Below are 16,073 nucleotides of genomic sequence, written 5' to 3'. Positions count from 1 at the left end.
CCGGCAAGCGGGGCGGCCGGCACGGACATGCCACTTGAGCGTCGGCTGGCGGATCTTCTCGCCTCCGTGGTGAAGAAGGACAACGTCCCCGCGGACGCCAATTTCTTCAAGGACCTGGGCGCGGACTCGCTGGTGATGGCGCAGTTCTGCGCCCGGGTGCGCAAGCAGCCCGGTCTGCCGACCATCTCGATCAAGGACGTCTACCAGCACCCGACGATCACGGCGCTGGCCGGGGCCCTGGCACCGGCGGAGCCGGTGTCGGTGCAGGTCCGGCTGGCCGAGGTGCTGTCCGGTGTGCTGGGCGGTGGTCCGGTGCCGGTGGACGCCAACTTCTTCGACGACCTGGGCGCGGATTCGCTGGTGATGGCACAGTTCTGCGCCCGGGTGCGCAAGCAGCCCGGTCTGCCGACCATCTCGATCAAGGACGTCTACCAGCACCCGACGATCACGACCTTGGCCGGGGCCCTGGCACCGGCGGAGCCGGTGTCGGTGCAGGTCCGGCTGGCCGAGGTGCTGTCCGGTGTGCTGGGCGGTGGTCCGGTGCCGGTGGACGCCAACTTCTTCGACGACCTGGGCGCGGATTCGCTGGTGATGGCACAGTTCTGCGCCCGGGTGCGCAAGCAGCCCGGTCTGCCGACCATCTCGATCAAGGACGTCTACCAACACCCGACGATCACGACCTTGGCCGGGGCCCTGGCGCCGCCGGAGCCGGTCTCGGTGCAGGCGTCGGTGCAGGTCCGGCTTGCCGAGGTGCTGTCCGGTGTGCTGGGCGGTGGGCCGGTGCCGGTGGACGCCAACTTCTTCGACGACCTCGGCGCGGACTCGCTGGTGATGGCGCAGTTCTGCGCCCGGGTGCGCAAGCAGCCCGATCTGCCGGCCGTGTCGATCAAGGACGTCTACCAGCACCCGACGATCACGACCTTGGCCGGGGCCCTGGCGCCGCCCGAGCCGGCGCCGAGCCGTGCTGTGGCTGCCGACACGCACACCGCACCCGCGGCAGGACCGGGAACGCCATCCGCGCTCGCACCCACGGCGTCCTCTACGAGGGGGGCGCGCGGCGGGCGCCACCGGCTTCCCCCGGCCGGAGGATCAGCGGCCACCCCGGTCGAGTACGTGGTGTGCGGCGCGCTGCAAGTGCTCATCTTCCTTGCCTACACCTATCTGTTCGCAGTGATCTTCGAGAGGGGCCTGCAGTGGATCTGGGCCGGCGGGAACTTGCTCGATGACTACGTGAGGAGTGTCGGCTTCGGTGCCGTGACCTTCGTGGCCATGTGCACATTTCCCATCCTGGTTAAGTGGGTTCTCATCGGCCGCTGGAGGCCTCAGGAAATCCGCATCTGGAGCCTGGGCTACGTGCGGTTCTGGTTCGTCAAGACGGTCGTGTCAGCCAACCCGCTGGTCCTCTTTGCCGGCTCACCGCTGTACCTGCTCTACCTGCGGGCCCTGGGAGCCAAGGTCGGGAGGGGCGCGGTCGTCTTCACCCGGAGCATGCCCGTCTGCACCGACATGCTCACCATCGGCGAGCACACCGTCATCGACAAGGACACTTTCCTCAGCGGCTACCGCGCCATCAACGGCGTGATCCAGACGGGTCCGGTGTCCATCGGCAAGAACGTCTTCATCGGCGAGAAAGCGGTGCTCGACATCGGCACCTCACTGGGTGACGGTGCCCAGCTGGGCCACGCCTCCGCACTGCACGCCGGTCAGGCCGTGCCCGCCGGCGAGCATTGGCACGGGTCCCCGGGGCAGCGGACGGAGTCGGACTACCGTGCCGTCGCCTCGGCCGACTGCGGTACCTGGAGAAGGACCAGATACGGCGTTCTCCAACTGGCGCTCCTCCTGGGCGTGACGCTCCCGGTGGCGGTCGGCGGGATGGCCATGCTCCTCGTCGAGGTGCCTTGGCTGGCGGACCTGCTCACGTCACCGGAGCCATCCTTCACGAGTGCGCCGTTCTACGGCTTCGTGCTGGTGACCTCCGTCCTCCTCTTCTTCGGGGGCATCCTCCTCGGCCTCCTTCTCGTCATGACCGTCCCTCGCCTGCTCAACCTCGCCATCACACCGGACCGGGTCTATCCGCTGTACGGTTTCCGCTTCGCGTGCCATCGGACGATCGAGGGAATGACGAATCGGCGATTGTTCCACGACATCTTCGGTGACAGCTCCTACATCGTCCACTACCTGCAGCGCCTCGGGTACAAGCTCGCACCTGTCGTGCAGACCGGGTCGAATTTCGGCACCGAAATCAAGCACGACAACCCGTACCTCAACTCCGTCGGCACCGGAACGGTGGTCGCCAGCGGGATCTCGATCGTCAATGCGAACTATTCCAGCACCTCGTTCAGCGTCTCGCGCACGTCGATCGCGGCCAATAGCTTTTTCGGGAACGAGATCCTGTACCCTCCGCAGGCCAAGACGGGCGAAGGCTGCCTCATCGCCACGAAGGCGCTGGTGCCCATCGACGGACCGGTCCGCGAGGGGGTGGGACTACTCGGATCCCCCGCCTTCGAAATCCCCCGCACGGTCCAGCGGGACAGCGAATTCATCCTCATGGCCCACGACGAGGCGCTCCCCCGTCGTCTCGCCGCCAAGAACAAGCACAACCTCGTCACCATCGGGTTGTTCTTGCTGACACGATGGTTCCAGGCTTTCGTGACCACCCTGCTCGCGTTCTTGGCGGTGGACCTCTACGCAACGTTCGGAGAGGCATCGCTCATGCTGCTCACGGTCCCCTCCCTCCTGTTCCGCGTGTTCTACGGTGCGCTGATTGAGCGTGCCTCCACGGGGTTCAAACCCCTCAAGCCGAAGCACTGCTCCATCTACGACATCGACTTCTGGCGGACCGAGCGCTTCTACAAGCTCGAAGCGGAGGTGAGTCCGCTCTTCAATGGCACCCCCTTCAAGGGCGCGATCCTGCGGCTGTTGGGTGTGCGGGTCGGCAAGCGGCTCTTCGACGACGGCGCCCAGATCGCCGAGAAGAACCTCGTGACCCTCGGCGACGACGTCGCGCTCAACGCCGGGGCGTGGGTTCAGTGCCATTCCCAAGAGGACTACGCCTTCAAGTCCGACGCCATCACGATCGGTTCCGGCTGCACCGTCGGAGTGTCCGCGATGATCCTCTACAGCGCGAGGATGGGTGACGGCGCCGTGCTCGCCCCCGACTCCTTCCTCATGAAGGGCGAGGAGATCCCCGCCGACGAGCGGTGGGGAGGCAATCCCGCCGAAGCCCTGACCCACTCGACGTCCGGCTGGCAGCCGCGGGGACATGTCGCTGCCTCATGGGCCAACGCGCCAGTGCCGGAAAACGACGCCGCATATGCGGTCGCGACCGACTGATCCAGGAGAGCAAGAAATGAACATGCTGACTGACGCAGACCGCGACTTCTGGCGGGGCATGCTCGCCGGAGGCGGGCTGACGGCGATCCCACGGTGGACCCTGGACCCCCGTCCAGGCCTCGCCGAACACCTGGAGAACATCCCCGACGACACGGTGAGGACGTTGCGCCGGCTGGCCGACGGCTTGGGGACGTCCTTCGACGCGGTTCTGCTGACCGCCCACGCCAAGGTGCTCGCCGTGTTGGCCGGCGAGCGGGAGGTCGTGACCGGGTATGCCGCAACGGGTGGCCGCGAACCGCTGCCGTTCCGGCTGACGACCGAGCCGGCCTCCTGGCGCGCGCTCCTGGTGTCCGCGGGCCGTCTGGAGCGGGACCTGCGGTGGCACCTGGTGAACGCAGAGCACGAGATTCCCGTCGAGGGAATCCGGCGAGAGCTGGGCTTGAGCGGACCGGTCTTCGAGACCGTGCTCGACCCGTGGGATACCGCGGGAGATCCGGCCGAGAACACGATCCTGCAGCTGGCGGTGTCGTACGACGCGAGCGGAGCCAGCTTGCGGCTGCGGTATCGCACCGACGCGCTCGACGCTCCCGCCGCCGCCCGCATCGCCGGATACCACGTGACCGCATTGAAGGCGATCGCCGCGGACCCCGACGCCGAGCATGCCCGCATGTGCCTGCTCGCCCCCGAAGAGCTGCGCCTCCAGCTGGAGGGGCTCGCGGGCCCCAGACGTGACCTGCCGGACCTCCGCGTACACGAGGTGTTCGAGCAGCGGGCGGCGTCCGATCCGGAAGCGGTCGCTGCCATTCACGGCGACATGCGCCTGACCTACCGCGAGCTGAACGCCCGGGCGAATCGGCTGGGCCGAGCCCTGCTGGCCCGGGGACCCGACCGCGAAGCCGTCGTCACCGTGGTGATGGAGCGCAACCTGGACTGGATGGCGACCGTGCTGGCCATCTGGAAGGCCGGCCTGGCCTACCTGCCGCTCGAGCCGCACTTCCCGCCCGGGCGCATGGCCACGGCGATCTCGCGGGCGGAATCGCCCCTGGTCGTCACCGAACGCGCCAGTACCGCCACGCTCGACCAGGCACTGGCCATCCTGCCCGGCGTGGAGGAGCTCTTCGTCGACGACCTCGCCGCCGAGGACCACCCCGACGGGAACCTCGGCGTGGACGTCGCCCCGGACCAGCTCGCCTACCTGCTGTTCACGTCCGGCTCCACCGGGCAGCCGAAGGGCGTGATGTGCGAACACGCCGGGATGCTCAACCACATTCTCGCCAAGATCGACGACCTCGGCGTGCGCGAGGGCGAAGTGATCCCCCAGACCGGTCCACAGTGCTTCGACATCTCGGTGTGGCAGCTGGTGGCCGCCCTGCTGGTCGGTGGGCGCACCCTGTTCGTCGACCAGGACGCGATTCTCGACGTCGAGCGGTTCGTCGACACGATCGTGGACGGGCGAGCCGGGGTGATCCAGGTCGTGCCGTCATACCTCGACGTGATCGTGTCGTACCTCGAACAACACCCACGGGAGCTGCCGGACCTGCACTGCGTGTGCCCCACCGGCGACTTCCTGAAGAAGGAGCTCGTCCAGCGCTGGTTCGCGCTCCACCCCGACGTCCCCGTGGTCAACACCTATGGGCTCACCGAGACGTCGGACGACGCCGTGCACGAGATCATGGACCGGCCTCCGGCCGGTCCACGGGTGCCCCTCGGCCGGCCGATCAACAACACCCACGTCGATGTCGTCGACGAGTTCGGCAACCCGGTCCCGCTCGGCGCACCGGGATTGATCGTGTTCTCCGGCGTGTGCGTGGGCCGTGGGTACGTCAACGACGCAGAGCGAACCGCCGCGATGTTCGGAGCCGATCCACACCGTGACGGCGAGCGCATCTGCCGGACCGGTGACTACGGGCGGTGGCAACCGGACGGGAAGCTCGACTTCCTGGGACGGCGCGACAACCAGGTGAAGATCCGGGGCTTCCGCATCGAGATCGGCGAGATCGAGAATGCCCTGTTGCGATTGCCGGGCGTGCGCGACGGCGCCGTCGTCGTCGGCGAGGGCACCGACCAGTCCAAATTCCTCGTGGCGTTCTACTCCGGCAACCGCCCGCTCGATGTCGACGAGATCCGCCGCCAGATGGCATCGCGGGTTCCGGACTACATGGTCCCGTCGGCGTACCGATGGCAGGAGAGTCTGCCTCTGACCGGCAACGGGAAGATCGACCGGACGACCTTGAGCCGCATGGCGCAGGAGGTCGCGCCGGAGACCGACACCCCCACGGAGCCGCTCACGGCCGCCGAGCGGCGGCTTGCCGAGGCATGGGCAGCGGTCCTCGGCATACCGGCGGATCGGATCAGCGGGCAGGACTCCTTCTTCGGACTGGGCGGCACCTCCCTCTCCGCGGTGAAGCTCGTTGTCCTGCTCCAGCGCGCGGTGTCGCTCAAGGACGTCATGCGGACGCCGGTCCTGGCGGACCTGGCGACCCTGCTCGACGCGTCGTCCCACGGAGGCGGCGCCACCCCGCCCGCGCCGCAGCCGGCAGCAACCGCCATGGAGCCCGTCTCCCACCCCCGGACACCGGTCAGGGAACCGGTTGACCACTCCACCCGCTACCTGTGACACGAAAGGACTCCTGATGTCGTCGTCTTCAGCCAGTATCCAGCTCGACGTGGAACGCCAACCCGGCCGGCCGCCGATGCTCACCATCGCGGAAGGCCACGACCCCAGAGAGTGGGCCGAACAGCACCGTGACGCCCTGCGGGCGGCGGTAGCCGAGCATGGCGCCGTCCTGGTCCGTGGGCTCGGCCTCCACGATGCGGCCGAGGTGGCCGCCGTCTTCCGCCGGCTGGTTCCGGGCGGGCTCATGCCAGACCGGGAGGCCTTCGCCACCCGGCAGCGCTACTCCGACGGCGTGTACTCGTCGGTCAAGTGGCCCGCGAACCAGCCCATGTGCATGCATCACGAGCTCAGCTACGCGCTCGAGTTCCCCGGCCTGATGCTGTTCGCCTGCCTCGAGGCGCCCAGCGCCGGCGGGGTGACCGGCGTGGCGGACGCCCGCGCCGTGCTGGACGCCCTCCCCGCGGACATCCTCCAGAGGTTCGAGGACGAGGGGTGGCTGCTCACCCGCAGCTACAACGAGGACATCGGAGCCACCTACGAGGAGGCGTTCGGGGTCGCCGACCGCGCTGCCGTCGAGAGCTACTGCCAAGCCCACGCGATCGAGTTCGAATGGCAGGCCGACGGGGAGCTCCGCACCCGGCAACGGCGCCCTGCCGTGGTTCGGCACCCGGTGACCGGCCAACGCTGCTGGTTCAACCAGATCGCGTTCCTGAACGAGTGGACGATCGCCCCCGAGGTGCGGGAGTACCTGGTGGACGTCTACGGTCCCGACGGGCTGCCGTTCAACACGCGCTTCGGCAACGGCGAGCCGATCGGTGAGGACATCATCGCCCGGTTGAACGAGGTCTACGAGCTCCACACCCTGAGAACGCCGTGGGAAGCCGGGGACCTCATGCTGGTCGACAACGTGCGCATGGCCCATAGCCGTGAGGCGTACGAGGGGCCTCGGGAGATACTCGTCGGCATGGCCGAGCCGCGCTGTGTGTTCGATCTCGCTACCCACCCCCAGGACGGTGCCTCATGACGGATTCCGCCAATTCCCCGGTCGCCGCCTCCGAGCCGAAGACCGTTCCTCCGTTCGCGGTCGTTCCCGGGGCCCAGGTGCAGCAGGTGCTTGAGGGTCGGGAGAAGCAGGTCGTCGAGCTGGTCGAGCAGACCTACCGGGTGCACGGAGCCGGTGACTCGGTGAACCCCCCGTCCTACTTCCTGCGCTTCCCGGACCGACCCGCCTCGCGCATCATCGCCCTGCCCGCCTCGGTCGGAGGAGACGTGGGAGTCGACGGCATCAAGTGGGTCTCCAGCTTTCCGGACAACGTGGCGTCGGGGATACCCCGGGCCTCCGCGGTGCTGATACTCAACGACCGGGCGACCGGGTACCCCTTCGCCTGCATGGAGGGCTCCGTCATCAGCGCCTCCAGGACGGCAGCCTCTGCCGCCTCGGCCGCGGACTGGCTCAGCCGAGGACGGGGACGTCCGCGGCGCATCGGGTTCTTCGGTGTGGGCCTCATCGCACGGTACATCCACGCCTTCCTCGACGCGACCGGCTGGTCCTTCGACGAGATCGGGGTGTACGACTCCTGGAGCGAGAACGCGGAGGGATTCAAGGGCTATCTCGAACGCAGCGGCACCGCCGCGAACGTGACCGTGCACGATAGCCCCGAGCAGCTGATCCGGAGCAGCGACCTCGTCGTGTTCGCCACCGTCGCCGCCCAGCCGCACGTGCACGACGTGACGTGGTTCGCGCACAACCCGCTGGTGTTGCACGTGTCGCTGCGCGATCTGGCCCCGGAGATCCTGTTGGCGTCCACCAACATCCTGGACGACGTCGACCACTGTCTGAAGGCCGGAACGTCTGCCCACCTCGTGGAGCAGATGGTCGGTCACCGGGACTTCGTCGACGGTACCCTGGCCGACGTCATGGCAGGCAAGGTCTCGCTGCCGGACGACCGCCCGGTGGTGTTCTCGCCGTTCGGCCTGGGCGTGCTCGACCTGGCGGTGGGCAAGTACGTCTACGACGAAGTCGCCCGCAGCGGCCAGCTCCGGGTGGTCGAGGACTTCTTCTCGGAGTTGAAGCGGTATGGCTGACGCGGCGCGCACTGGCACACGGGAGGAGGTGCACTCGACATGGGCAGGGTGACCGGCTCGGTACGCACCGCCGGGTGCGAGTGGCTGGAGTACGACTATGGTCCCGGCCTGGTCCCGGAGGAGGGGCCGGGAACGTTCACGATGTGGCGATACCGCTCCCTCCTGCCCTTGTCCGAGGGGCCGGTGCGCTACCCCTTGCCCATCGGTGGCACGCCGCTTCTGTCGGTCCCCGCCCTGAGGGGCGCGTTGGGGACCCCGTCCCTCTGGGTCAAGGACGAGACCCGCGGCCCGACGGCGTCGAACAAGGACCGGGCCACGGCGTTGGTGATCGAGGACGGGCTGCGGCGCGGTCTGGACACCATCACGACGGCCTCGACGGGCAACGCCGCCGTAGCGACGGCGTTCGGGGCGGCCGCTGCCGGGATGCGCGCCGTCATCTTCGTGTCGGTCGACTGTCAGGAGGACAAGCTCGCGCTCATGACCCAAGCCGGGGCATGGGTGTTCCAGGTTCCTGATGGCTATGCGGCCGCCGTCGACCTGTCGCGCGCGGCGGTCGAGGAGTTCGGCTGGGTGGATCGGAACACCGGCGTGAACCCCCTGACGACCGAGGCCAAGAAGACCGTCGCGCTGGAGGTTTGGGAGCAGCTTGGCCGCCGGATGCCGGACGTGATGGTCGCCCCCGTGGGTGACGGGCCCACCCTCGTGGCGCTCGAGAAGGGCTTCGCCGAGCTGGTGGCCTGTGGCGTTGCCGACCGTAAGCCCCGCCTGGTCGGTGTGCAGGCCCAGGCGTGCCAACCGCTGGTGCACGCCTGGCTGGGGACCACCCCGGGACCCGACGAACTGGACGCGGCGTCGACGGTCGCCGATGGGATCGCCGTGCTGCGGCCGGCCATCGGCGACGCCGTGCTCCAAGCCGTGCGTTCCGGTGACGGCGCCATGGTGGCGGTGAGCGACACGGAACTCATGGAGGCCGTCGGTTTGCTGGCCTCGACGGCCGGCGTCGGCGCGGAGCCAGCCGGCGCCGCGTCCGTGGCGGGCTTGCGGAGCGCCCTGCGCCAGGGCCTGGTGGACCCCGAGGAGACGACCGTCGTGCTCGTCACCGGGCGCGAGATCAAGGCGGCCGGCTCCCCAACCCTGGGCAGGGTGTCCGTGGCCGACCGGCTGGATGACGTGCGGCAGGCACTCGGGATGGTTCACCCATGACGGGGGCCCGCATGGTCGAGCCGCCCGAGCGGCGCCCGGGCGGATCCACGCGGCCCGCGTACGGCATGAACAGTACGGGGCCTACGGCGGCGTCGGTACTCCGAAAATACCGCAGGGGAAGGACTCTTTCCGGTGTCTTCGCATCCATCCTTGAGTGACACAAGGCAAAGCCGGATCCCTTGGGGGGAGCCGGACGACGAGGAAGAAGAGGTCAAGGAGATGAGGAGCAGTCCCATCCCGGCAGGCCGCCCGACCACCCACTGCTACGCCGAGGGCGCGCGGGTGCTGCCTGCCCGGTCCAACCACTTCGTGCCCGTTGGGGCGACCACCGAGGAAGCCGAGGCGTAACGCGATGCTCTCATTGGCGCAGATGCTGGGAGACGTGTCCACGGCACACGTTCAGTCCCCGGACGACTGGGCGCGGTCGGTCACCAACGCCCTGCGGGATGCCGCGATCCATCACCAGGCCGAAAACGGCTTCTACCGGGCCCAGTGCGACGCGTTGGGGGTCGATCCCGCCGCGATCAACGACATCGGCGACCTTCAGGACCTACCCCTGTTGCCGGTCCGCCTGTTCAAGCGTCCCGATGCCCACATCCTGCTCACCTGCTCCCTGGCCGACGTCGAAATCGAGTCACGCTCGACCGGAACCGGCGGCGTCCCGTCGATCGCCCGCCGCAACCGGGAGACCGTGACCCGCGCGCTGATAGGACTGACCGGGACCTACCGGGAGTTCTTCCACCTGTCCCGCGGTGCGGGCCTTTTCCTGAGCCCGCCGACCGATGGAACCTCCGAGATAGGCATGATCAAGGACTTCAACATCCTGAACGGCGTCTTCGACCACCACGCGGACCTGGTGGACGACGAGTCGTATGACCCCAAGGAGGCCTCGGAATACCTGCGACAGTGGAAAGGCCGCATGACCCGCCACATCGTTGGCCCCCCGTTCCTCGTCGGCCGGTTCCTCCGGTTCCTGGAGCACGAAGGGATCAACGCGCGCTTGGACCCGTACAGCATGGTCATCACACTCGGCGGTTGGAAGCGGCACACGGGCGAATCCATCTCCCCCGAAGACTTTCGGGACCGGTGCCATGACGTGCTCGGCGTCCGCCCGGACAACGTCCGTGACATGTACGGCATGATCGAGTCGAACATGCTCGCGGTCGAATGCCACCTGCATCGCAAGCACGTCCCGCCGTGGTGCTACGTGTCCATCCGAGACGGTCACGACGTCAGCAAGGAGCTCGCACCCGGGAGTACCGGCATCATCGCCATCCTGGACGCCCTCAACACCAGCTACCCCGGTTTCCTCCTCACCGACGACGTGGGCGACGTCGAGACCGGCACCTGCGAATGCGGGAGGACCGGGCAGGTCATCACGTTCCGCCGCCGAAGGCAGGGCGCCGAACTCGGCGGCTGCGCCGTCAGCATCGAGCAGTACCTTGATTCGGGCAAGATCACCGCCGGCTCGGGAGCACCGGGCGTGGTGAAGGACAGACCCCCGGCAGAACACCCGGAAGGGACCGGGCCGGAGCGGCGAGCACCATCCTTGCCGGCCGGTCCCAGACCCGCCACGCGAAAGGCCCACGGCCTGCCTCCCAGTGGCCCAACGCTCACCCTGAAACCCCGAGAGCGTGTCGCGAACAGAACCGTCGACCGCTGAGCAGCGGGCGCCGACCGAGCGTCGTCGTGCGCGCCATCACCCTCCGGCGCGGAGCACGGGGGACGCGGGGGCCCGCACCCGTGGCGACAGGGGGGCCGCCGGCGGAATCGAACAAACACGTCGCTTCGTTGGCTTTTCCGCAGATCGTTCGATCCCGCGGCTCGCGCAAGTGTTACGTCGAATATGTCGCCGCCGCACCGCCGGGCTTGCCTCCGGCGCCGCGCATGCCCTTTAGTGGAAGCACACCATCCCGAGCGGCCGAGAGATCTGGCTCTTTGACGCCGCAGCAACCACCCCCTCGGGGGCCGGTGCTACCGCCAGGACCGATGGAGCCAACCATGACCACCACCCTGTTGCCCACGCACCACGCCAGCACCGCGACCGCCGGCGTCGCGCTGCCCGTGTCGTTCCGCAACCTCGGCCGCGCGTTCGGGAAGGGACCGGACCGGCGCGCCGTGCTCTCCGGCATCGACTTCGAGGTCGCCGCCGGCGAAGTCCTCGCCATCCTCGGCCCCAGCGGCTGTGGCAAGTCCACGCTGCTGCGCGCGGTCGCCGGGCTGGACCGCCCGAGCGAGGGCGAGGTCGCCATCGGCGGCACGGCCGTGGACGGGATCGACGACCGCTCCGCCGTCGCCTTCCAGGAGCCGCGACTCCTGCCGTGGCAGACGGTCCGCCGCAACGTCGCCCTCGGGCTGCCGCGCGGAACGCCGAAGGCCGAGGCCGCCGTGCGGGTTCAGGAGCTGCTGGAGCTCGTGGAGCTCTCCCGGCACGCCGACCACCGGCCGCGCGAGATCTCCGGCGGGATGGCCCAGCGCGCCTCGCTCGCGCGGGCGCTCGCCCGCCGCCCCGGCGTCCTGCTGCTGGACGAGCCCTTCGGCGCGCTGGACGCCCTGACCCGGCTCAAGATGCAGGACCTGCTCCTGGACATCCACCGGGCGCACCCGTCCACGGTCCTGCTCGTGACCCACGACGTCGACGAGGCGCTGCAGCTGGCGGACCGGATCCTGGTGCTCGGCGCCGTGCCGGACACCGGCGGTTCGCCGGCCGACGATGCGCCCGCCGTCGGTTCGGGCTCCGCGGGCGCCGGCATTGCGCAGGTCCTCGACGTGCCCGGCAGCCGTCCGCGCGACCGCGCGTCGGCCGAGCTGGCCCGTCTCCGCTCCGCCCTGTTGGAGAGTCTCGGCGTGGACTCGCACCGCCACTAGCCGGTCCCGGCCCGCCGTCCGCCGACCCGTTCCCCCGCTTCTGCCGCTTCTGCCGCTTCTCCCCGCCCGACCGGGCCTTCCGGCCCGCACACCGCCCCCCCGAAGGAACCGCCATGACCCGCCACACCCTCTCCCCCATCACCCGCCGACGCCTCCTCGGCCTGGGCGCCGCCGGCGCCGCGACCGCCCTGCTGGCGGCGTGCGCCGGCGAGGGATCGGGCTCGCCAGCCGCCGCGGGCGCCGACGGCGGAGCCTCGACGCTGAACATCGACTTCGCCACCTACAACCCGCTGAGCCTGGTCATCAAGGAAAAGGGATGGCTCGAGGCGACGCTCCGGGACCAGGGGGTAACCGTCAACTGGATCCAGTCCGCCGGCTCCAACAAGGCCAACGAGGCCCTGCGGGCGAACGCCGTCGACGTCGGCTCCACCGCGGGGTCCGCCGCGCTGCTGGCCCGGGCCAACGGATCGCCCATCAAGGCCATCAGCCTCTACTCGCAGCCGGAGTGGGCCGCCCTGGTCGTCGCCAAGGACTCGCCCATCACGTCGGTCGCCGACCTCAAGGGCAAGCAGGTGGCCGCGACCAAGGGCACCGACCCCTACTTCTTCCTGCTGCAGGCCCTCGAGGCGGAGGGCCTGACCCCCGAGGACGTCACGGTGCAGAACCTGCAGCACGCCGACGGCTGGGCGGCGCTGCAAAACGGCTCGGTCGACGCGTGGAGCGGACTGGACCCGATCATGGCCGGCGCCGAGCAGGCCGGGGCCACGCTCCTCTACCGCCAGCTGGACTTCAATACCTTCGGCTTCCTCAACGCCACCGAGTCCTTCCTCGAACGGTCCCCGGAACTCGCCCAGACCGTCGTGAACGCCTACGAGAAGGCGCGCGCGTGGGCCGGCGAGAACCCGGAGGAGACCGCCACGATCCTCGCCGGCGTCGCCGGGCTGGACCAGGCCGTCGCCGACAAGGTCATCCTCGAGCGTTCCAACCTCGACGTCGATCCCGCGCCGGGACCCAGGCAGCGCGAGGTCCTGGAGGTCGTCGGACCGATCTTCGTCTCCACCGGGGACGTCGCCGACCAGGGGCAGGTCGACGCGGCCCTGGACTCGCTGCTCGACGACTCCTTCGTCGCCCAGGCCGACCCCGCGGCGATCAAGGAGGCGTGATGTCGGTGACCGGCCCGCACACCACCACCGCCGGCGAGGAGGCGATCGCCACCCGCGACCTCACCCGGGCCGCGGCCGGCCGCCGCGCCGGTGCGAACCGGCGGATCCTGTTGGGGCTGCTGGTCCCGGCGGTCCTGCTGGCGCTGTGGCAGGCCACGACCGCCGCCGGGCTCTTCTCCCCGGTCCAGCTGCCGGCGCCCTCGGCGGTCCTGGCGGCCGGCGTCGACCTGGCGCAGCGCGGCACGCTCTGGACCCACATCGGCATCTCCACGCAGCGTGTGCTGCTGGGCTTCGGCATCGGCGCGGCGCTGGGGCTGGCGGTCGGCGCGCTCGTGGGGCTCTCCCGGGCGGCCGACGCGCTGCTCGGGCCGACCATCGGCGCGGTCCGCGCCGTCCCGTCCCTCGCGTGGGTCCCGCTGCTGATCCTGTGGCTGAAGATCGGCGAGGACTCGAAGGTGGTGCTCATCGCCATCGGCGCGTTCTTCCCGATCTTCACCACCGTCTACCTGGCGCTGCGCCACGTGGACAAGAACCTGGTCGAGGCGGCGCGCGCGTTCGGACTCAACGGGCTGCGCCTGCTGACGACCGTGCAGCTGCCCGCCGTCGTCCCCGCCATCTTCTCCGGCCTGCGGCTTGCGCTGGCGCAGGCGTGGCTGTTCCTGGTCGCCGCGGAACTCATCGCCTCCTCGATGGGGCTCGGGTTCCTGCTCACCGACTCGCAGAACAACGGCCGCACGGACCGCCTGTTCCTGGCGATCATCCTGCTGGCCGTGATCGGCAAGACCACCGACGCCCTGCTGGGCATCGCCGAACGGAAGGCGGTGGCGCGTTGGGCGTGAGCGCACCCGACACCGCCCGGACCGCCGCCGAGGCGGCGGAGCGTGACTGGACCGAGGAGGAGCGGCTGGCCTTCTGGGACGCCGCGGCCCGCCGGCTCGAGTGGGCGCGGCCGTGGCACACCGTCCACTCCTCCACCGGCGTCGACCCGGCACGCCGCCGCGGTCCGGAGCTGCGCTGGTTCGACGGGGGCACACTCAACGCCGCCGTGAACTGCGCGGACCGGCACGTCGCCGCCGGCCGCGGCGAGAAGGTCGCGCTGCACTTCGAGGGCGAACCCGGGGACCGGCGCACCGTCACCTACCGCGAGCTCGCCGAGCAGGTCGCGCAGGCCGCGCACGCGCTGACCTCCCTGGGCATCGGGAAGGGCGACCGCGTTGTCGTCTACCTTCCGGTGCTCGTCGAGACCGTGGTGGTCGCCCTGGCCTGCGCCCGCATCGGCGCGGTGCACTCGCTGGTCTTCGGCGGCTTCTCCGCGGAGGCGTTGCGCTTCCGCGTCGAGGACACCGGTGCGCGGCTCCTGGTCACGACGGACGGCCAGTTCCGCCGCGGCCGCGCCGTGCCCGTCAAGGACAGCGCGGACGCCGCCGTGGCCGGCGTGAACGGCATCGAGCACGTGCTGGTGATCCGGCGCACCGGATCCGACATCGCGTGGACCCCGGGCCGCGACGTCTGGTGGCACGACGTCGTCGATCCGCAGCCCCGCACCCACGAGGCCGAGGCGTTCGACGCCGAGACGCCGTTGTTCATCATGTACACCTCCGGCACCACGGGCCAGCCCAAGGGACTGGTCCACACCACGGGCGGCTACCTGACGCAGGCCTCGTGGAGCCACGAGTTCCTGTTCTCCCACCCGGACCCGGAGCGGCGCGGCGACGACGTCCACTGGTGCACCGCCGACCTCGCCTGGGTCACCGCGCACACCTACGAGATCTACGGGCCGCTGTCCAACGGCGCCACGCAGGTGATCTACGAGGGCGTGCCCAACGCCCCGCACCCGGGACGGCACTTCGAGATCATCCAGCGCTACGGCGTCACCAGCTACTACACGGCCCCGACGCTGGTGCGCTCGCTCATGGGGTGGTTCCCCGACGGCGTCCCCGAGAGCTACGACCTGTCCTCGATCCGCCTGGCGGGCACGGTCGGCGAGGCGGTCAACCCCGAGGCGTGGCGGTGGTTGCGCGGCCAGGTGGGCCGGGACAGCGCCGCGCTGCCGATGGTGGACACCTGGTGGCAGTCGGAGACCGGGGCGACCGTGCTCTCGCCGCGGCCGGACGACCCGGCGTTCAAGCCCGGTTGCGGGACGCGGGCGCTCCCGGGCGTCGCGACGGCGATCGTGGACGACGCCGGGACGCCGGTTCCGCCGCACGTGCAGGGGAACATCGTGCTCACCCGGACGGGGCCGGCGATGGCGCGCACCGTCTGGGGGAACCCCGAGCGCTACTACTCCTCCTACTGGCGGAAGTACGCGGCCCAGGGCTGGTTCCTGGCCGGCGACGGCGCCCGGTACGACGACGACGGCGACACCTGGATCCTCGGCCGGACCGACGACGTCATCAACATCTCCGGGCACCGGCTCTCGACCATCGAGATCGAATCGGCGCTCGTCTCCCACCCCGCGGTGGTCGAGGCGGGGGTCTGCCCCACCTTCGACGCCCAGACCGGCCACGCCGCGACGGCGTTCGTGGTGCCGCGGGACGCGTCGCTGATCGGCGGCGGGGAGGCCGCCGCGGCCGCCGCGGCCGGCGTCGCCGCGGACCTGCGCGCCCACGTGGCGGCGCAGATCGGGCCGATCGCGAAGCCGCGGGACGTGGTCTTCGTGCCGGATGTGCCGAAGACCCGTTCGGGGAAGATCATGCGCCGGCTGCTGACCCAGCTCTTCGAGGGCAGCGCGCTCGGGGACACCACGAGCCTGCAGAACGAGCCGTGCATCGCGGAGATCGAGGCGATCTGCGCGGCGCGCTAGC

The 16,073-nt window shown here is 70.0% G+C and carries 11 protein-coding genes and 1 riboswitch; all 11 genes read left to right on the top strand.

Annotation, left to right across the window (positions count from 1 at the left end):
* Window positions 1-27: 27 nt before the first annotated feature.
* The 11 genes from ACETWP_RS07975 to acs all read left to right on the top strand — a co-directional run bounded on the left by ACETWP_RS07975 (window position 28) and on the right by acs (window position 16,072).
* Window positions 28-3,333 (top strand): Pls/PosA family non-ribosomal peptide synthetase, encoded by a 3,306-nt coding sequence (locus ACETWP_RS07975; protein ID WP_373971698.1) that lies wholly within the window; start codon window positions 28-30, stop codon window positions 3,331-3,333.
* Between the two features lie 22 nt (window positions 3,334-3,355).
* Complete coding sequence (locus ACETWP_RS07970) at window positions 3,356-5,950, top strand: non-ribosomal peptide synthetase (RefSeq protein ID WP_373971697.1); 2,595 nt, start codon at window positions 3,356-3,358, stop codon at window positions 5,948-5,950.
* A 16-nt stretch (window positions 5,951-5,966) separates the two neighbouring features.
* A complete protein-coding gene (locus ACETWP_RS07965) occupies window positions 5,967-6,974 on the top strand; it encodes a TauD/TfdA family dioxygenase (protein WP_373971696.1) in 1,008 nt (335 codons plus the stop codon).
* The gene (sbnB, locus tag ACETWP_RS07960; RefSeq protein WP_373971695.1) at window positions 6,971-8,035 is read left to right on the top strand and encodes a 2,3-diaminopropionate biosynthesis protein SbnB; all 1,065 of its coding nucleotides are present in this window, start codon (window positions 6,971-6,973) and stop codon (window positions 8,033-8,035) included. The genes ACETWP_RS07965 and sbnB overlap by 4 nt, the downstream gene beginning before the upstream one ends.
* A gap of 39 nt (window positions 8,036-8,074) precedes the next feature.
* Window positions 8,075-9,238, top strand: a complete 1,164-nt coding sequence (locus tag ACETWP_RS07955; protein WP_373971694.1) for a threonine synthase — start codon at window positions 8,075-8,077, stop codon at window positions 9,236-9,238.
* Between the two features lie 219 nt (window positions 9,239-9,457).
* Window positions 9,458-9,586 (top strand): hypothetical protein, encoded by a 129-nt coding sequence (locus ACETWP_RS07950; RefSeq protein WP_373971693.1) that lies wholly within the window; start codon window positions 9,458-9,460, stop codon window positions 9,584-9,586.
* A gap of 34 nt (window positions 9,587-9,620) precedes the next feature.
* The gene (locus ACETWP_RS07945) at window positions 9,621-10,901 is read left to right on the top strand and encodes a LuxE/PaaK family acyltransferase (RefSeq protein WP_373971692.1); all 1,281 of its coding nucleotides are present in this window, start codon (window positions 9,621-9,623) and stop codon (window positions 10,899-10,901) included.
* 242 nt (window positions 10,902-11,143) lie between these two features.
* A riboswitch (SAM riboswitch) is annotated at window positions 11,144-11,234 on the top strand.
* 5 nt (window positions 11,235-11,239) lie between these two features.
* Window positions 11,240-12,106, top strand: a complete 867-nt coding sequence (locus tag ACETWP_RS07940; RefSeq protein WP_373971691.1) for an ABC transporter ATP-binding protein — start codon at window positions 11,240-11,242, stop codon at window positions 12,104-12,106.
* A gap of 113 nt (window positions 12,107-12,219) precedes the next feature.
* Window positions 12,220-13,269, top strand: a complete 1,050-nt coding sequence (locus ACETWP_RS07935; RefSeq protein ID WP_373971690.1) for an aliphatic sulfonate ABC transporter substrate-binding protein — start codon at window positions 12,220-12,222, stop codon at window positions 13,267-13,269.
* Window positions 13,269-14,108, top strand: coding sequence for an ABC transporter permease (locus ACETWP_RS07930; protein WP_373971689.1), 840 nt, complete (start codon window positions 13,269-13,271; stop codon window positions 14,106-14,108). Before ACETWP_RS07935 ends, ACETWP_RS07930 begins: the two co-directional genes overlap by 1 nt.
* Entirely contained in the window at window positions 14,105-16,072 is a 1,968-nt protein-coding gene (acs, locus tag ACETWP_RS07925) for an acetate--CoA ligase (protein WP_373971688.1), read from the top strand. The genes ACETWP_RS07930 and acs overlap by 4 nt, the downstream gene beginning before the upstream one ends.
* The last annotated feature ends 1 nt before the right edge of the window (window position 16,073 follow it).

The sequence above is a fragment of the Arthrobacter halodurans genome (assembly GCF_041877255.1).
GTDB lineage: Bacteria > Actinomycetota > Actinomycetes > Actinomycetales > Micrococcaceae > Arthrobacter_N > Arthrobacter_N halodurans.
Note: the sequence above shows the minus strand (reverse complement) of the source record. Positions and strands in the feature narration are given on the sequence as shown.